The 16,518-nt window shown below is 64.5% G+C and carries 18 protein-coding genes; 9 read left to right on the top strand and 9 right to left on the bottom strand.

The window, feature by feature from the left end:
• Positions 1 to 44: 44 nt before the first annotated feature.
• From BLR13_RS31965 to BLR13_RS31930, 8 genes are all read right to left on the bottom strand, one after another.
• Positions 45 to 1,649: an NTP transferase domain-containing protein gene (locus tag BLR13_RS31965; protein WP_074815311.1), complete on the bottom strand. Its 1,605-nt coding sequence runs from the start codon at positions 1,647 to 1,649 to the stop codon at positions 45 to 47.
• Positions 1,646 to 2,350: an XdhC family protein gene (locus tag BLR13_RS31960; protein ID WP_074815314.1), complete on the bottom strand. Its 705-nt coding sequence runs from the start codon at positions 2,348 to 2,350 to the stop codon at positions 1,646 to 1,648. The genes BLR13_RS31965 and BLR13_RS31960 overlap by 4 nt, the downstream gene beginning before the upstream one ends.
• On the bottom strand, positions 2,347 to 2,676 hold the full coding sequence (locus BLR13_RS31955) for an XdhC family protein (RefSeq protein WP_074815317.1): 330 nt from the start codon (positions 2,674 to 2,676) through the stop codon (positions 2,347 to 2,349). Before BLR13_RS31955 ends, BLR13_RS31960 begins: the two co-directional genes overlap by 4 nt.
• Before the next feature lie 14 nt (positions 2,677 to 2,690).
• Complete coding sequence (locus BLR13_RS31950; protein ID WP_074815320.1) at positions 2,691 to 3,893, bottom strand: vWA domain-containing protein; 1,203 nt, start codon at positions 3,891 to 3,893, stop codon at positions 2,691 to 2,693.
• A gap of 34 nt (positions 3,894 to 3,927) precedes the next feature.
• A complete protein-coding gene (locus BLR13_RS31945) occupies positions 3,928 to 4,833 on the bottom strand; it encodes an AAA family ATPase (protein ID WP_074815324.1) in 906 nt (301 codons plus the stop codon).
• Positions 4,834 to 4,861: 28 nt separating this feature from the next.
• The gene (locus BLR13_RS31940; RefSeq protein WP_074815327.1) at positions 4,862 to 5,665 is read right to left on the bottom strand and encodes an FAD binding domain-containing protein; all 804 of its coding nucleotides are present in this window, start codon (positions 5,663 to 5,665) and stop codon (positions 4,862 to 4,864) included.
• A 35-nt stretch (positions 5,666 to 5,700) separates the two neighbouring features.
• A complete protein-coding gene (locus tag BLR13_RS31935; RefSeq protein ID WP_074830873.1) occupies positions 5,701 to 6,186 on the bottom strand; it encodes a (2Fe-2S)-binding protein in 486 nt (161 codons plus the stop codon).
• A 194-nt stretch (positions 6,187 to 6,380) separates the two neighbouring features.
• Complete coding sequence (locus tag BLR13_RS31930; RefSeq protein ID WP_074815330.1) at positions 6,381 to 6,827, bottom strand: CoxG family protein; 447 nt, start codon at positions 6,825 to 6,827, stop codon at positions 6,381 to 6,383.
• A gap of 189 nt (positions 6,828 to 7,016) precedes the next feature.
• Here BLR13_RS31930 and BLR13_RS31925 point away from each other — a divergent pair, with 189 nt between their 5' ends.
• The 4 genes from BLR13_RS31925 to BLR13_RS31910 all read left to right on the top strand — a co-directional run bounded on the left by BLR13_RS31925 (position 7,017) and on the right by BLR13_RS31910 (position 10,286).
• Positions 7,017 to 8,372, top strand: coding sequence for a 3-carboxy-cis,cis-muconate cycloisomerase (locus tag BLR13_RS31925; RefSeq protein WP_074830875.1), 1,356 nt, complete (start codon positions 7,017 to 7,019; stop codon positions 8,370 to 8,372).
• Positions 8,373 to 8,390: 18 nt separating this feature from the next.
• A complete protein-coding gene (gene pcaD, locus BLR13_RS31920) occupies positions 8,391 to 9,173 on the top strand; it encodes a 3-oxoadipate enol-lactonase (RefSeq protein ID WP_074815333.1) in 783 nt (260 codons plus the stop codon).
• 107 nt (positions 9,174 to 9,280) lie between these two features.
• Positions 9,281 to 9,673, top strand: a complete 393-nt coding sequence (locus BLR13_RS31915; RefSeq protein WP_074815335.1) for a carboxymuconolactone decarboxylase family protein — start codon at positions 9,281 to 9,283, stop codon at positions 9,671 to 9,673.
• Positions 9,674 to 9,827: 154 nt separating this feature from the next.
• A complete protein-coding gene (locus BLR13_RS31910; protein WP_074815338.1) occupies positions 9,828 to 10,286 on the top strand; it encodes a hypothetical protein in 459 nt (152 codons plus the stop codon).
• Positions 10,287 to 10,943: 657 nt separating this feature from the next.
• Here BLR13_RS31910 and BLR13_RS41195 read toward each other — a convergent pair.
• Positions 10,944 to 11,081, bottom strand: a complete 138-nt coding sequence (locus BLR13_RS41195; RefSeq protein ID WP_171944912.1) for a hypothetical protein — start codon at positions 11,079 to 11,081, stop codon at positions 10,944 to 10,946.
• A 277-nt stretch (positions 11,082 to 11,358) separates the two neighbouring features.
• Here BLR13_RS41195 and BLR13_RS31905 point away from each other — a divergent pair, with 277 nt between their 5' ends.
• The 5 genes from BLR13_RS31905 (at position 11,359) to BLR13_RS31885 (ending at position 16,486) form a co-directional block, all read left to right on the top strand.
• Positions 11,359 to 12,276 (top strand): ABC transporter permease subunit, encoded by a 918-nt coding sequence (locus tag BLR13_RS31905; protein WP_074815344.1) that lies wholly within the window; start codon positions 11,359 to 11,361, stop codon positions 12,274 to 12,276.
• Between the two features lie 44 nt (positions 12,277 to 12,320).
• Positions 12,321 to 13,628 carry a high-affinity branched-chain amino acid ABC transporter permease LivM gene (gene livM, locus BLR13_RS31900; protein WP_091977657.1) on the top strand — a complete coding sequence of 436 codons (1,308 nt, stop codon included), beginning with the start codon at positions 12,321 to 12,323 and terminating at the stop codon, positions 13,626 to 13,628.
• The gene (locus BLR13_RS31895; protein ID WP_074815350.1) at positions 13,625 to 14,458 is read left to right on the top strand and encodes an ABC transporter ATP-binding protein; all 834 of its coding nucleotides are present in this window, start codon (positions 13,625 to 13,627) and stop codon (positions 14,456 to 14,458) included. The genes livM and BLR13_RS31895 overlap by 4 nt, the downstream gene beginning before the upstream one ends.
• Positions 14,455 to 15,201, top strand: a complete 747-nt coding sequence (locus BLR13_RS31890) for an ABC transporter ATP-binding protein (RefSeq protein WP_074815354.1) — start codon at positions 14,455 to 14,457, stop codon at positions 15,199 to 15,201. Before BLR13_RS31895 ends, BLR13_RS31890 begins: the two co-directional genes overlap by 4 nt.
• Positions 15,202 to 15,367: 166 nt before the next feature.
• Entirely contained in the window at positions 15,368 to 16,486 is a 1,119-nt protein-coding gene (locus BLR13_RS31885) for a branched-chain amino acid ABC transporter substrate-binding protein (protein ID WP_074815358.1), read from the top strand.
• Positions 16,487 to 16,518: the final 32 nt, after the last annotated feature.

Raw genomic sequence — 16,518 nt, 5'->3', positions numbered from 1 at the left:
CCCCGGGAAGCCGGCGCCCGCCGGAGTGTCCTGTGGCCGCGCGCCTACCCCCGACGCGCCGCTTCCAGCGCCTGCGGGGTGTCGATGTCGAGAAACGCGCTGACGCCCTCGACCGGGACTTCGGCCACGGCTTCGGCGTGCTTGGCGATCAGGTGACGGGCGCCGACGTCGCCGTCGAGCGTCATCAATTCCCGGAAGAAACGCCGCGACCACAGCACCGGATTGCCGCGGCGGCCGTCGTTGACCGGCACCACGATCAACTGGCCACGGTCGGGCGCAAAGGTCTCGATCAGGCGGTCGATCAGTTTGCTATCGATCAGCGGCATGTCGCCGAGGCACACCAGTGCGCCGTCGGCCTTGTCCGACACCGCCGCGATCCCCGCTTTCACCGAAGACGCCAGTCCACCGGCGAAATCCGGGTTGCGGATGAATCTGACCTTGAGGCCGGCCAGCGCCTGTTCGACCAGCTCGGCCTGATGGCCGGTGACGACGATCACCTCCGAGGCCTTCGAGGCCAGCGCCTGCTCGGCCACGGTTCGCACCAGCTTCTTGCCGTCGAGTTCCGCGAGCAGCTTGTTGGGACCGCCCATCCGCGTCGAGCGTCCGGCGGCGAGCACGATCGCGGCGACGTTGCGGTTGGCCTCGATCTCGGCAACGGTACGCGGCTGCGGCCGCGTGACGATTTCCATCAGCAGCCCGCCGACGCCCATGCCGGTCAGCTCGGTGCGGGTGACCTTGAGGCCCGCGAGCAGCCGCATCAGCACCCAGTCGAAACCGTTCTCGACCGGCGAGCGCGCGCAGCCCGGCGCGCCCAGCACCGGCACGCCACCGGCGCTGCCGATCAACAGCAGATTGCCGGGATCGACCGGCATGCCGAAATGCTCGATGGCGCCGCCGATTTCGGTGATCGCGGCCGGGATCACGTCGCGGCGGTCGGCGATCGCCGACGCCCCGAACACGATCACGAGTTCGGCGCCGAGCCCGAGCAGTTCCTTGATCGAGGTTGCCAGCACGGCCTCATCATGCGGCACGCGGCGTTCGGCGATGATAGTGGCGCCGGCCGGCGCCAGCCGTTCCGCGGTGACGCGCAGGGTTTTCTCGATCACCTTCGGCGCCAGCCCCGGCAGCAAGGTCGAGACCACGCCGACACGCTTGATGGTGTAAGGCGCAATTTTCAGCGCCCCCTTGCCTGCCACCGCGACCGCGGCATCGCGCAAGGCGGCTTCGACGCCGAACGGAATCAGCTTGACGGTCGCGATCATCTCGCCTTCGACCACCGGCTTGAAGGCGCCGAGCGTCGCAAACGTGATGGCTTCGTCGACGCCGTTGATGCGGTCGACCGCGGCGCGGTCCACCACCAGCACGCCGGCTTTGGCTGCGAACAGATTGGCGCGGCCGGTAAAGGCGCGCTCGACATTAACGCCGTCGCCGGCAACGGCATTCGCGATGCTGGCCGCGGCGACGTCTTCGGAGACGTCGCCGTCCTCCAGCCGCACCACGACGATCTCCGCAACACCGGCTTTGGTGAGCGCCTCGACTTCAGCGGGCCCGATCGTGGTGCCTTTCTTCAGCACCAGCGCGCCCTGGCGCAGGGTGTGCACGGTGACGCCGCCAATCGCGTCGGCCGGACGGGCGGGACCGAATTTCATGCCGCTTGTTCTTTCGCGTTTTCTTTGGGCATTCGTAGTTCAGCGGTGATCTCCGCCATGATCGAGACCGCGATCTCCGCCGGCGACACCGCGCCGATGTTGAGCCCGATCGGGGCACGGATGCGCGCGATATCGGCGTCGGAGGCGCCCTGCGCCCTCAGCCGCTCGCCGCGCTTGGCATGGGTTTTTCGCGAACCGAGCGCGCCGATATAGAAGCAGTCACGCGCAAAGGCATGCAGCAGCGCCGGATCGTCGATCTTGGGATCGTGCGTCACCGCGACGAAGGCGGTGTAGTGATCGATGTTGAGCGGCGGCAGCGCGACGTCGGGCCATTCCGCGACCAGCGGCACGTCGGGAAAACGCTCGGGGCTCGCAAACGCCGTGCGCGGATCCACCACCGTCACATCGTAATCGAGCGAGCGCGCCAGCGGCGCCAGCGCCTGGCTGATATGGACCGCGCCGACGATGACGAGCCGCGCGGTCGGGGCGTAGACGTTGAGAAATAACTTCTTGCCGCCGGCCTCGATCATGCCGCTCTTGCCCATGCGGAGCTGCTTTGACAATTCGGCGCGCAAGGGATCGGTGGCGATGTCCTCCGCCTTGACCAGCCGCTGCTCGCCATTGGCGGTATCGGTGATCACGATGACCGGCCGGCGCGCGGCGCGCTGGGCGTTTACCTGTGTCAGCGTTTCGAGTTTCACGACTGGCTCACCTTCTCGACGAAGACGCGGATGGTGCCGCCGCAGGAGAGGCCCACGTTCCAGGCGGTCTCGTCGGCGACGCCGAATTCGAGCATTTTGGGTTTGCCGCTGGCGATCACATCCAGCGCCTCGGTGACGACGGCGCCTTCGACGCAGCCGCCGGAAACCGAGCCCAAAAAGGTGCCGTCATCGTTGATGACAAGGCTGGAGCCGGCCGGGCGCGGCGCCGAGCCCCAGGTTTCGACCACGGTCGCCAGAGCTACCCCATGGCCGGCCTTCTGCCAGGTTTCGGCCGCCTGCAGGATGTCTTCGTCGCGGTTGAGCATCTTAAGGCCCTCTCTCAGGCTGCGGATCGGATCAGGCTGCGGTGGTGCGGCGGAGGCGGCGCCGACAGCGCCGCGATCAGCTCGCCCATCGAGCTCAAATTATGCACCGGACGGAATTCGTCAACGTGCGGCAGCATCATTTTGATGCCCTGCGCCTTGGCCTCGAACCCGCCATAGCGCAGCAAGGGGTTGAGCCAGATCAGGCGGCGGCAGGACCGGTGCAGCCGGTCCATCTCGAATGCCAGTTTGTCGTCGGCCTCGCGCTCCAGCCCGTCGGAAATCAAGAGCACGATGGCGCCCTGCCCGAGCACGCGGCGGCCCCACAGCTTGTTGAACGAGTGCAGCGAGGTCGCAATGCGGGTGCCGCCGGCCCAGTCCTCGACGGACGACGAGCAGCTCGCCAGCGCCTCGTCGGGATCGCGCGCACGCAAGGCCCGCGTCACATTGGTCAGCCTGGTGCCGAACAGGAACACCGAGACGCGCTTGCGGGCATCGGTGATGGCGTGCAGGAAGTGCAGGAACAGGCGGGTATATTCGCTCATCGAGCCGGAGATATCGAGCAGCGCCACGATCGGCGCCGGCTTGTCGATCCGGCCAAGTTTTCGGATATCGATGATCTCGCCGCCGGTGCGCAAGGAGCTACGCAGTGTCCGGCGCATGTCGAGCCGCAGCCCTTTGGCGTCGGGCTGGTAACGGCGGGTGCGCAACTCGGCCTGCGGCAGCCGCATATTGGCGATGGCGCGGGTGACGTCGGCGATTTCAGCCGCGCTCATCTGCGCAAAATCTTTCTTCTGCAGGATTTCCTTGTCGGAGACCGACAGCCGCAACTCCTGCTGCTGCTCCTGCGCCACTTCCTCACGCATCGACGGCTGCGCCAGCGCCTCCTGGACCCGGCGCGAGGCCGGCGGCGGCTTCTTTTTGGCGTGGTCCGGCAGCGGCACCGAATCCAGCATCTGCTTCCAGTCCTCGGCGGCGCGGAAGAACAGGTCGAACGCCTGGGCGAAGATCAGCGCATGTTCATGACGCTTGACGAAGATCGCCTCCAGCGTGGTGTAGACGTCGCCGCGGTTGCCGATCTCGATCACCTGTAGCGCGTTCAAGGCATCGATCACCGACCCCGGCCCGACCGGCAGGCCTGCCGCCCGCAACGCGCGGGCAAAGCCGACCACGTTGTCGGCCATATGCCCTGTCGGGGGATTGAGGTGATCGATCGGCATATGTTCGCGCTCCCGCGCGCCAGCGAATGGCGAATTAGTCGCTCGTCGCTTCCTTCAAAACCTTCTGTAGCGCGTCGCCCTGCATGCGCGCGATGTCGTCCTGGTATTTCAGGAGCGCGCCGAGCGTGTCGCCAACCACTTGCGGCGTCAGCGAGCGGGCATCGAGTTCGGTCAGCGCGGTGGCCCAGTCGATGGTCTCGGCGACGCCCGGCGACTTGTAGAAATCCTGGTCGCGCAGCATCTGCACGAAGCGGACGACCTGCTGCGACAGTTTTGCGGAAATGTTGGGAACGCGCGACTTGACGATCGCCAACTCGCGCTCGGCGTCGGGATAATCGACCCAGTGATACAGGCAGCGCCGTTTCAGCGCGTCGTGAATTTCGCGGGTGCGGTTCGAAGTGATGATGACGATCGGCGGCTCCGGCGCCTTGATGGTGCCGAACTCAGGGATCGTGACCTGGAAATCGCTGAGAATTTCCAGCAAGTAAGCCTCGAACGCCTCATCGGCGCGATCGAGTTCGTCGATCAGCAGCACCGGCGCGCCGGCCATGTCCGGCTCCAGCGCCTGCAGCAGCGGCCGCTTGATCAGAAATTTTTCGGCGAAGATGTCCGATGAAAGCTGATCGCGATCGGTATCGCCGGCGGCTTCCGCCAGCCGGATCGCGATCATCTGCGACGCGCTGTTCCACTCATAGACCGCGGAGGCAACGTCGAGGCCCTCATAGCATTGCAGCCGGATCAGCTTGCGCCCGAGCGCTGCCGACAAAACCTTGGCGATCTCGGTCTTGCCGACGCCGGCCTCGCCTTCGAGGAACAGCGGGCGGCCCATGCGCAGCGACAGAAAGGTCACCGTCGCCAGCGACCGCTCGGCCAGATAGCCGCGCGAGGTCAGGAGTTCGAGCATCGCATCGACGGATTTCGGTAACGCCGATGCACTCATGAGCAGGCCAGTCTTGATAAGATCAACGTCACTTCGCCGTCGCGGCTTCGACAGCGCGACGCGTCAGCACGCCGATCAGATGCGCGCGATATTCGGCGCTGCCGTGCAGATCGCTGTTCAGTCCGTCGGCCGAAACCGAGATGCCGTCGAGCACCTTGTGCGAGAAGCGCTTCTTCAGGGCCTCTTCGAACGCCTCGGCGCGGAATACGCCGTCCGAGCCGGCGCCGGTGACGGCGACACGCACGTCGGAAGGCCGCTTGGCGACGAACACGCCGACCAGCGCATAGCGCGAGGCCTGGTTCCGGAACTTGATATAGGCCGCCTTCTTTGGCAGCGGGAACATCACCTTGGTGATGATCTCGTCGTTCTCCAGCGCGGTCGTGAACAGGCCCTGGAAGAATTCTTCCGGCTTCAGCCTGCGCTTGTTGGTGACGATGGTGGCGCCGAGCGCCAGCACCGCCGCCGGATAATCCGCGGTCGGATCGTTGTTGGCGAGCGAGCCGCCGATGGTGCCTTTATGACGCACCGCGGGGTCGCCGATCTGGGCGGCGAGTTCGGCCAGCGCCGGAATCGCTTCGCCGACGATCGGCGACGTCGCGACCTCGGCATGTTTCGCGGTCGCGCCGATCACCAGCGAACGACCCTTCATCTCGATCGCGCCGAGACCTTCGATGTGGGAGAGGTCGACCAGATGCGGCGGGCTGGCGAGCCGCTGCTTCATGACCGGCACCAGCGTGTGGCCGCCGGCGATCACCTTGGCGTCTTCGTTCTTCAGCAGCAGATTGGCGGCCTGCCGCACGGTCGCCGGGCGATGATATTTGAATTCGTACATGAGACGTTCCTGATCGCGGGTCGCGATGAATTCGATTAGGCGAGATCGGATTTGGCCATCGCCTTGGCGCCGGCGGCGATCGACTCAACGATGTTCTGATAACCGGTGCAGCGGCACAGATTGCCTTCGAGCTCTTCGCGAATGACGTGGTCGGAGAGATCATGGCCCTTGCGGTGCACCATATCAACCGCGGTCATGATCATGCCGGGGGTGCAGAAGCCGCACTGCAAGCCATGATGCTCGCGAAAAGCCTCCTGCATCGGATGCAGCGGCGCGCCGTCGGCGGCCAGACCCTCGATGGTGCGGACCTCGTGGCCGTCGGCCATCACCGCAAGCGTAGTGCAGGACTTGACGGCCTTGCCGTCGAGATGGACGACGCAGGCGCCGCATTGCGAGGTGTCGCAGCCGACATGGGTGCCCGTCAGCCGGAGATTTTCCCGCAGAAGCTGGACCAGGAGGGTACGGGGGTCGATATTGGCGTTTACGGGATTGCCGTTCACGATCAGGGAAATCTTGGCCATCAGCACTCTCTTGAGCTGCACCGCCGCATATCGGCCGCGCAGGCGTTTAAAATCATTCCAAGGCCATAATATGGGCCATCCCGGCAATGAGCAACCTCAGGAGCCCCCCGCTTGGGGCATGGCCTGATCTGGCAATCGGGACAGTCCGGCAGCCTTTTGCGGCTCGGCCTTTTTCGGGGCAGCCCTGTACCGGATCAGCCCTGAACAGCTTTGGCGAAATTGGCAAAGAATTCATCGGCCAGTTTCTTGGCCGAACCGTTGATCAGGCGCTGCCCGAGCTGGGCCAGCTTGCCGCCGATCTGCGCCTCGACATTGTAGCTCAACAGCGTGCCGCCGTCCTTTTCGGCCAGCGCCACCGTGGCGCCGCCCTTGGCAAAACCGGCGACCCCGCCCTCGCCTTCGCCCGAGATCTTGTAGCCGTTCGGCGGGTCGAGGTCGCTGAGCGTGACCTTGCCTTTGAAGCGGGCGGAGACCGGCCCGACCTTCATCTTGGCGGTGGCGCGGAAGCCGTTGTCTTCGGTCCTTTCCAGCTCCTCGCAGCCGGGAATGCAGACCTTCAGCACTTCCGGATCGTTCAGTTTGGCCCACACGGCCTCGCGCGGCGCCGCAAGCTGAACTTCGCCGGTCATCGTCATGGCCATGGGGCTGCCTCCTGAAATCGCCTTGGTCTATGTCCCCAAGTAAGCCACGCCCGGCCGAAAGGAAAGACCGCGTTCCGACATTGAGCGATGCATATTCGCAACGCGCCGCAGACGGGCACGGATACCGCAAACCCCGAAAGCAACGAGGGCATTGGCAGGGACAGGCGGGAATGGTTAGGTCGCGCGCAAATGAGCACGTCCCTCTCCCCTTTGTTGGCGCCGATGCTGTCGAGTGCTGCGATGCGCGCGATCTGCGACGATGTCGTATGCCTGCAAAACATGCTGGATTTCGAGGCCGGCCTGGCGCGCGCCGAAGCCGCGTCAGGCGTGATTCCGGCCAGCGCGGCCCAACCGATCACGGCCGCCTGCCGGGCCGAATCATTCGACCTCGCAGCCCTGGCCGAGGCCGCCACGCGATCCGGCAACCTTGCGATCCCCCTCGTCAAGGCACTGACCGCCCGTGTCGCGAAGGTTGATGCCGACGCCGCGCGCTATGTCCATTGGGGCGCGACCAGCCAGGACGTCATCGACACCGGCGCCATGCTCGGCCTGCGCGCCGGCATCGATGCCCTGCTCGCCGACACCGGCCGCGCCGTCGCGGGTTTTGCGGCACTGGCGCGAACGCATCGCCACACGCCGGTCGTGGCTCGCACCTGGCTGCAGCACGCGCTGCCGATGCCGTTCGGGCTGAAACTCGCCGAATATGCCGCGGCGCTGCAGCGCTCGCGGAAACGGCTGCAGCGATTGCGCAGCGAGACGCTGGCGCTGCAATTCGGCGGCGCGGCGGGGACGCTTGCCGCGCTCGGCGACAAGGGATTGCAGGTCGCCGAACGACTGGCGCAGGAACTGAAACTGCCGCTGCCCGACGCGCCCTGGCACACCCATCGCGACCGCATTGCGGAGGCGGCTGCCGTGTTCGCCATCCTCGCAGGAACCTGCGGCAAGATCGCGCGCGACGTCTCGCTGATGATGCAAACCGACGTCGGCGAAGCCTTCGAACCGTCGGGCGAAGGCCGCGGCGGCTCGTCCACGATGCCGCACAAGCGCAATCCGGTGGCCGCAGCCAGTGCACTTGCCGCGGCCACCATGGCGCCCAATCTCGCCGCCACGATTTTTGCAGCCCAAGTGCAGGATCACGAGCGCAGCGCCGGACCCTGGCACGCGGAATGGCCGACCTTGCCGACGCTGCTGCTGGTCACTTCTGGCGCGCTGGCGGCGATCGTCGACATCGCCGAAGGACTTGAGGTCGATGCCGTCAGGATGCGGCTCAATCTCGATGCGACCCATGGGCTGATCATGGCAGAAGCGGTGACGATGGCGCTGGCCGAAAAGATCGGCAAGAGCGACGCGCATCACCTGATCGAGGCGGCCAGCAAGAAAGCCGCCGCCGGCAAGAAACATCTGCGCGACGTGCTGACATCAGATTCGAAAATCACCGCGCAGCTCGGCGCCGACCACCTTGCAAAACTGTTCGAGCCGATGGCCTATCAGGGCGCCTCGCAGGCCCTGATCGACCGCCTGCTCGCTTCAATCGACGACAAGTAAGAGCCTGGAGAATTTCAGATGCCGATGATCGACGCCGACGGGTGCCTGCTCAACGTATCCGTCGAAGGCCGCGACGGCGGACCGACGCTGATGCTGTCGAATTCGCTGGGCTCCACCATGGCGATGTGGGAGCCGCAGATGAAGGCGTTCGCCCAAGTGTTTCGCGTCATCCGCTACGACCGGCGCGGCCACGGCAAATCGAACGTGCCGCCCGGCCCCTATTCGATGGAGCGCTTCGGCCGCGACGTGCTGGCGATCCTCGACGATCTCAACATTGCGAAAACGCATTGGTGCGGCCTGTCGATGGGCGGCATGGTCGGGCAATGGCTGGGAGCAAACGCGCCCGACAGATTCGGCAAGATCATTCTCGCCAACACCGCCTGCCACTATCCGGACCCGACCCGCTGGCATGAGCGCATCAAGGCGGTAAAGGAAGGCGGCATCGCCGCGGTCGCCGACGCCGTAATGTCGGGCTGGCTGACCGCGGACTTTCGCGAGCGCGAGCCGCAGATCACCGCCAACATGAAGGCGATGATGCTGACCACGCCGGTCGAGGGCTATGTCGCCTGCTGCGAGGCGCTGTCGACGCTCGATCTGCGCGAAGAGTTGCCGACGATCAAAAGCCCGACGCTGGTAATCGCCGGACGTCACGACATGTCGACGCCGATATCAGCCGCCGAATACATCCGCAGCAAAATCCCCGGCGCCAGCATGACGATCCTGGACGCCGCGCATATTTCCAATGTCGAGCAACCGCACGCCTTCACCGACGCGGTGGTCGGCTTCCTGACGCAACGCTAACTCTAACAGCCGTCATTGCGAGCGCAGCGAAGCAATCCATCTCACCACGAAAAGAAGAATGGATTGCTTCGTCGCTTCGCTCCTCGCAATGACGGGAAGGAGAAATCATGGACGACAACCAGCGCCGCGACGACGGCATGATGCAACGTCGAAAAGTGCTCGGCAATGAATGGGTCGACAAATCCGTCGCCAACCGCAACGCGTTCAATACCGATTTCCAGGACCTGATCACGCGCTATGCCTGGGGCGATATCTGGACCCGCCCGCATTTCGACCACCGCACCCGCCGCGTGCTCGTGATCGGCACCATGGTCGCGCTGGGCCAGTGGGATGAATTCCGCTTGCACGTGCGCGCAGCACTCACTGAGGGCGGTTTCACGCCCGACGACATCAAGGAAATATTGCTGCAGCAGGCGATCTATTGCGGCGTGCCGGCGGCCAATCATGCCGTCAAGGAAGCCGCCGCGATCGTCGCCGAACTGGGATTGTTGAAGCGATAGCTGTCCCGGCGCGCGGCGGTATCGGCCTGACGCGGCGCTGACGGTTCGACCGTCATCACGATGACGCGTGCGCAGGTGAAACTTTGGACACGATCCCCTCGGAACATTCGCGACCAGCGCCTGTTCTCTTCATGACAATTCATGGAGGATTGAAATGACCAAACTGAAGATTTTTGGCGCGGCCTGTGTCGCGATCGCGCTTGCAACTTCTCCCGCACTCGCACGCGGTCCTGGTGGCGGTCACGGCGGTGGTGGTGGCGCGCACTTTGGCGGCGGCGCCGTGCCCCACTTTGCCGGCGGCGGAATGGGCGGAGTACGCCTTGCATCCGGCGGCGCGCGGTTCGGCGGCGGTAATTATCGCGGCGGCGGCTTCCGGCGCGGCGGATTTGGACCCGGCATTGCAGCCGGCGTCATCGCTGGTGCCGCACTAGGCGGCTATGGATACGGTTATGGCTACGGCGATACCGGTTACTATGACGATTCCTACGCCTATGACCCCGGCCCGGCTGTGGCTTACGACGGCTCATACGGCGCCTACAATCCGAACGGATTCGTCTGCGAGCCGGGAACGGTATTTCGCGGTGAAGACGGTCGCCGGCATCTCTGCCAGTAAGCGCGTCCACGTTCAAACAACAAAGGCGACCCGAAAGGGCCGCCTTTTTTGCAGTCGAAGCAAGATGACGAACGACGTGACGCAAGCATTCGAGCGTCTGCTGCGCGAGAGCGCCGGCAATTGATTTAAAGGTGACAAAATTCGTCGATCGCAGGTCAGGAATTCGTTTCCAAAAGAATCCCGATTGAACCTCGCCGTGTGAGCAATATTGACCAGTGACCCGATCTTGATCGGCCCTACGATCGGCTACGCCGCCCATCGCATCAATCGCTGGCGGTGAGCTTGGTCCGATCGAGGAGACTGGTGATGGGGCATCATTTCTCGCGCGATATATCAACCGGCAAGATTGCATCCAGAATATGCCCAATGTGCGCAGCCGAGATGGTGGCGGCCCGGATAACTCCGGCGCGGCTGGGGATCAATGCTCGAACGTTCGAATGCCGGCAGTGCAATCATGTGGAGAGGATTCTCGAAGCGGCCGATCCGATCCAATCCGACGTGCTCGGCTGGCTGTCGGGCGAACTACGGCCGCCAACTTAACCTCAGGCGCAGCCGAAACGGTTGCCAGCGAAGTCAATATCTTGACCACCGGCGCCGACAAAAGAAAAGCCCCGCCTCCCGGCGGGGCCTTCCTCTGATCTCTGGCGTCAGTCCAGACTAGCGGTCCTGATTGGGTTTCTGACGGTTCGGGTCCTGCTGCTGCTGGCCGGGCTTGTGCCCGCCGCCCTGCTGCTGCCCCGGCTTCTGACCCGGCTGCTGGTTCTGCTGGCCCGGATTCTGGTTCTGGTTGCTCATTCGGGATCTCCCTTGTTGAACGAAGCCGGTATCAACGGCAAGCCCCGGCGTTGGTTTCGAGGGAACAGCGGTTCCTTGAGGATCATTGCGCGGCAAAGCCGTGGCCGGACTGTGACGCCGGAACCCGGCTCCCGGAAAACTAGCTCTGTACAAGCCCTTTGGGCCGCAGCCGGCGCTGTTGCCGCCCCGGGTTCCCACTGTTAGAAAACGGCACGACGCGTCGTCTTGGGCTGCCGGGGGCTCTTGCCGCGTTGTTGTTCTCTAGCAGCGGCAGCGCATGGACTATTTCGCCCAGCAACTGATCAACGGCCTCGTGCTCGGCTCGATCTATGGCCTGATCGCCATCGGCTACACCATGGTCTATGGCATTGTCGGCATGATCAATTTCGCCCATGGCGACATCTTCATGATCGGCGGCTTCATCGCGCTGATCACATTCCTGATCCTGGTCTCGTTCGGCCTGACCGCGATCCCGCTGATCCTGCTGATCGTGCTGCTGGTATCGATGGCGATCACCGCGCTCTACGGCTGGACCATCGAGCGCATCGCCTACCGGCCGCTGCGGCACTCGTTCCGCCTGGCGCCGATGCTCTCGGCGATCGGCATGTCATTCGTTCTGACCAATTATTCGCAGGTCGCCCAGGGCGCGCGTGTCAAGCCGGTGCCGCCGATCATCACCGGCGGCTATACGCTGCATGAAGGCGCCGGCGGCTTCGCCGTGCAACTGTCCAACATCCAGATCGTCGTCGTCATCACCACCGTCGTGCTGCTCGCTTTGTTCACCTGGCTGGTGTCGAGCACCCGGCTCGGCCGCGACATGCGCGCCTGCGAGCAGGATCAGACCATGGCGTCGCTGCTCGGCGTCGACGTCGACCGCACCATCTCCATGACCTTCGTGATCGGGGCAGCGCTCGCCGCCGTCGCCGGCATGATGTACCTGCTCTATTACGGCCTCGTCGATTTCTTCATGGGCTTCGTCGCCGGCATCAAGGCGTTCACCGCCGCCGTGCTCGGCGGCATCGGCTCGCTGCCAGGTGCGATGCTCGGCGGACTCCTGATCGGCCTGATCGAGACGCTGTGGTCGGCCTACTTCTCGGTCGAATACAAGGACGTCGCCGCGTTCTCGATCCTGATCATCGTGCTGATCTTCCTTCCGACCGGCCTGCTCGGCCGGCCCGAAGTCGAAAAAGTCTGACGGGCGGCCGCGTGAACGCACCCCCCGCCGTCTCCACGCAGGCCTTGTCCACAAAGCCCTCGCGCGCTCCGGGGGTCGCCTTCATCTTCAAGAAAGCGCTGATCAGCGCGCTGGTCGCGCTGGTGCTGTTCTCGCTGATGATCGGCGTGCGCACCGAGGCAGGTCCGCGGGGCCAGTTGATCTACTGGACCCGGTTCGGCGATCTCGCCGCCATGGTCGCCGTCGTGTTCGGCGGCAGCATCGTCGTCGAACTGCTGCGGCAATGGTGGGGACCGGTCGGCACCATCAGGGTAGTTCCGGCACCGGTGCAATCGGCGCTGTCGGTTGCGGGACGTCTCGTTGCGCCGGCGCTGCTGGTGTTCACGTTTCTGGTGCCGGTCATCTTCTACGACCAGCGCTACATTCTCGATCTCGGCATTCTCGTGCTGACCTATGTGATGCTGGGATGGGGCCTCAACGTGGTGGTCGGCCTCGCCGGCCTGCTCGACCTCGGCTATGTCGCGTTCTATGCGGTCGGCGCCTATTCCTACGCGCTGCTGGCGACCAACTTTGGGCTGTCGTTCTGGGTCTGCCTGCCGCTGGCCGGCATCCTCGCCGCCTTCTGGGGCGTGCTGCTCGGCTTTCCCGTGCTGCGGCTGCGCGGCGACTATCTCGCGATTGTCACCCTCGCCTTCGGCGAGATCATCCGCCTCGTCATCATCAACTGGCAGAGCCTGACGGGTGGGCCGAACGGCATCAGCGGCATTCCGCGCCCGACCATGTTCGGCATTCCGCTGTCGCCGGGCGAGGACGGACTGGCGGCGAGGTTAGGCATCGAATTCTCGCCGACCCACCGCATCGTGTTCCTGTTCTATCTGATCCTGGCGCTGGCGCTATTGACCAACTGGGTCACGATCCGTCTCCGACGCCTGCCCATCGGCCGTGCCTGGGAAGCGCTGCGCGAGGACGAAGTCGCCTGCCGCGCGCTCGGCATCAACACCACCACGACCAAGCTGACGGCGTTTGCGACCGGAGCGATGTTCGGCGGTTTTGCGGGCGCGTTCTTCGCGACCCGGCAAGGTTTCATCAGCCCGGAATCCTTCACCTTCCAGGAATCGGCGCTGGTGCTGGCGATCGTGGTGCTGGGCGGCATGGGCTCGCAACTCGGCGTGGCGCTGGCGGCGCTGGCGATGATCGGCGGCTTCGAGCTGTTTCGTGGTTTTGACCAGTACCGCATGCTGGTGTTCGGCGTCGCCATGGTGCTCTTGATGATCTGGCGCCCGCGCGGGCTGATCGGCCATCGCGCGCCGACCGTGTTCCTGGAGCGCAACCAGGCGATCTCTTCCGACCTCGTCAAGGAGGGACACGGATGAACGGCGATCACATCCTGTCCGTCGATCACCTGTCGATGCGTTTCGGCGGCATCGTCGCCGTCAACGACCTCTCCTTCGGCGCCGAACGTCGCCAGATCACCGCATTGATCGGCCCGAACGGCGCCGGCAAGACCACGGTCTTCAACTGCATCACCGGCTTCTACAAGCCGAGCGACGGCAGCATCCGGCTAACGCATGACGACGGCCGCAATATCCAGCTCGAACGGCTCAACGATTTCCGGATCTCGAAGCTCGCCCGTGTCGCCCGCACGTTCCAGAACATCCGGCTTTTCCCCGGCATGACGGCGCTGGAAAACCTGATGGTGGCACAGCACAACGCGCTGATGCGCGCGTCCGGGCTGACGTTCCTAGGCCTGATCGGCGCGCCCTCGTGGCGCAAGGCCGAGAAGCATGCGATCGACCTGGCGCGGACATGGCTCGATCGCATTGGGCTGCTGGGCCGCGCCGACGATGCCGCCGGTAATCTGCCTTACGGCGATCAACGGCGGCTGGAAATCGCGCGCGCGATGTGCACCGAACCGGCGCTGCTCTGCCTCGACGAGCCCGCCGCCGGGTTGAACGCACGGGAAAGTGGTGCGTTGAGCGAATTGCTGCTGTCGATCCGCGCCGAACAAGGCACCTCGATCCTCCTGATCGAACACGACATGTCGGTGGTGATGGAAATCTCCGACCACGTCGTGGTGATGGACTATGGCGTCAAGATCGCCGAAGGCACGCCGCAACAGGTTCGCGACGATCCCAAGGTGATCGCCGCCTATCTCGGCGCCGACGAGGAGGAAGCCATCGCCGTGATGGAGAGCGGAACGTGACCGCGTCATCCCCAACGCCCCTGCTCGCGGTCCGGTCGCTGCGCGCCTCCTACGGCAAGATCGAGGCGCTGAAGGGCGTCGATATCGAGATCAATGCCGGCGAGATCGTCGCTCTGATCGGCGCCAACGGCGCCGGCAAGTCGACGTTGATGATGACGATCTTCGGCAGGCCCCGCGCCCGCTCCGGCGAAATCGAATTCGACGGCCAGGATATCACCGAGGTGCCGACGCACGAGATCGCGCGGATGCGCATCGCCCAGTCGCCCGAGGGCCGCCGGATTTTTCCGCGCATGAGCGTGGCGGAAAACCTGCAGATGGGCGCGGATGCGACCGATAGCAGCGAGGCCGATCGCGCCAGCGGTCTCGAGCGGGTTCTGACGCTGTTCCCGCGGCTCAAGGAACGCATGACCCAGCGCGGCGGCACGCTGTCCGGTGGCGAGCAGCAGATGCTGGCGATCGGCCGCGCCTTGATGAGCCGCCCGCGCCTGTTGATGCTGGACGAACCGTCGCTCGGACTGGCGCCCCTGATCGCGCGGCAGATTTTCGACGCCATCCGGACGCTTAACCGGCAGGATGGCCTGACCGTGCTGATTGTCGAGCAGAACGCCAATCATGCGCTGAAACTCGCCCATCGCGGCTACGTCATGGTCAACGGCCTGATTACCCTGTCGGGCACGGGCAGCGAATTGCTGCAGCGCCCGGAAATCCGCGCTGCCTATCTGGAAGGCGGCCGGCGGGGGTAGCGCCGGGCCGGCGATGGCCGATACTGCGGCAAGATGCTGCGAACCGACCGTGGATTTGCCCGAAAATTGCCGATGACTTCGCGGTAAAATCAGCCGAGAATGGACCTGATTTTCGTACCCGGCCCGCCGGGTGCTCCCGAAATCGACCACCCCGCGAGGAAATCTCATGAAGTCACTGAAACTCATCGGCCTGGCATTCGGCGCATCGCTGGCGCTATCGGCAAGCGCGCTGGCGCAGGACATCACCGTCGGTGTAGCGGGCCCGATGACGGGCGGCGAATCCGCATTCGGCCGGCAAATGAAGAACGGCGCCGAACAGGCGGTGGAAGATCTCAACAGCGCCGGCGGCGTGCTCGGCAAGAAGCTGGCGCTGCAGGTCGGCGACGATGCCTGCGATCCCAAGCAGGCGCGTTCGGTGGCCGAAAAATTCGCCTCTTCCAAGGTCCCGTTCGTGGCGGGTCACTATTGTTCGTCGTCGTCGATCCCGGCCTCCGAGGCTTATGCCGATGGCAACGTGCTGCAGATCACGCCGGCCTCGACCAACCCGCTGTTCACCGAGCGCAAGCTCTGGAACGTGGCACGCGTCTGCGGCCGCGACGATCAGCAGGGCCTGGTTGCCGCCGAGTACATCCTGAAGAACTACAAAGACAAGAACGTCGCCATCCTCAACGACAAGACCACCTACGGCAAGGGTCTCGCCGACGAAACCAAGAAGGCGCTGAACAAGGCCGGCTTCACCGAAAAGATGTTCGAATCCTATAACAAGGGCGACAAGGATTTTAACGCCATCGTCTCGCGCCTGAAGCGCGACAACATCGATCTGGTCTATGTCGGCGGTTACCATCAGGAGTCCGGCTTGCTGGTGCGGCAGATGCGCGACCAGGGCCTCAAGACCGTGCTGATGGCCGGCGACGCGCTGGCCGACAAGGAGTTCGCTTCGATCACCGGCCCCGCCGGTGAAGGCACCCTGTTCACCTTCGGCCCCGACCCGCGCAACAAGCCGACCGCGAAGGCGATCGTCGAACGCTTCAAGGCCAAGAACATCGATCCGGAAGGCTACACACTCTACACCTACGCCGCGATGCAGGTCTGGTCGCAGGCGGCGGCGAAGGCCGGCACCACCGACCCGAAAAAAGTCATGGACGCGATCAAGGCCGGCGCCTGGGACACGGTGATCGGCAAGCTGGAGTTCGACGCCAAGGGCGACATCAAGCAGCTCGACTACGTCGTTTACAAATGGGACGCCACGGGCAACTACACCGAGATCAATCCCAAAGGCTCTTGATCGGGCTTCCGACGATCGTTCCCGATTGGAAC

The sequence above is a fragment of the Bradyrhizobium ottawaense genome, assembly GCF_900099825.1.
Classification (GTDB): Bacteria; Pseudomonadota; Alphaproteobacteria; order Rhizobiales; family Xanthobacteraceae; genus Bradyrhizobium; species Bradyrhizobium ottawaense_A.
Note: the sequence above shows the minus strand (reverse complement) of the source record. Positions and strands in the feature narration are given on the sequence as shown.

Bases quoted from the DNA above. Each gene is read 5' to 3' on its own strand.
- BLR13_RS31965 (WP_074815311.1), bottom strand. From the start codon at position 1,649: ATGAAATTCGGTCCCGCCCGTCCGGCCGACGCGATTGGCGGCGTCACC.
- BLR13_RS31955 (WP_074815317.1), bottom strand. From the start codon at position 2,676: ATGCTCAACCGCGACGAAGACATCCTGCAGGCGGCCGAAACCTGGCAG.
- BLR13_RS31950 (WP_074815320.1), bottom strand. From the start codon at position 3,893: ATGCCGATCGATCACCTCAATCCCCCGACAGGGCATATGGCCGACAAC.
- BLR13_RS31945 (WP_074815324.1), bottom strand. From the start codon at position 4,833: ATGAGTGCATCGGCGTTACCGAAATCCGTCGATGCGATGCTCGAACTC.
- BLR13_RS31940 (WP_074815327.1), bottom strand. From the start codon at position 5,665: ATGTACGAATTCAAATATCATCGCCCGGCGACCGTGCGGCAGGCCGCC.
- BLR13_RS31935 (WP_074830873.1), bottom strand. From the start codon at position 6,186: ATGGCCAAGATTTCCCTGATCGTGAACGGCAATCCCGTAAACGCCAAT.
- BLR13_RS31930 (WP_074815330.1), bottom strand. From the start codon at position 6,827: ATGGCCATGACGATGACCGGCGAAGTTCAGCTTGCGGCGCCGCGCGAG.
- BLR13_RS31925 (WP_074830875.1), top strand. From the start codon at position 7,017: ATGAGCACGTCCCTCTCCCCTTTGTTGGCGCCGATGCTGTCGAGTGCT.
- pcaD (WP_074815333.1), top strand. From the start codon at position 8,391: ATGCCGATGATCGACGCCGACGGGTGCCTGCTCAACGTATCCGTCGAA.
- BLR13_RS31915 (WP_074815335.1), top strand. From the start codon at position 9,281: ATGGACGACAACCAGCGCCGCGACGACGGCATGATGCAACGTCGAAAA.
- BLR13_RS31910 (WP_074815338.1), top strand. From the start codon at position 9,828: ATGACCAAACTGAAGATTTTTGGCGCGGCCTGTGTCGCGATCGCGCTT.
- BLR13_RS41195 (WP_171944912.1), bottom strand. From the start codon at position 11,081: ATGAGCAACCAGAACCAGAATCCGGGCCAGCAGAACCAGCAGCCGGGT.
- BLR13_RS31905 (WP_074815344.1), top strand. From the start codon at position 11,359: ATGGACTATTTCGCCCAGCAACTGATCAACGGCCTCGTGCTCGGCTCG.
- BLR13_RS31895 (WP_074815350.1), top strand. From the start codon at position 13,625: ATGAACGGCGATCACATCCTGTCCGTCGATCACCTGTCGATGCGTTTC.
- BLR13_RS31885 (WP_074815358.1), top strand. From the start codon at position 15,368: ATGAAGTCACTGAAACTCATCGGCCTGGCATTCGGCGCATCGCTGGCG.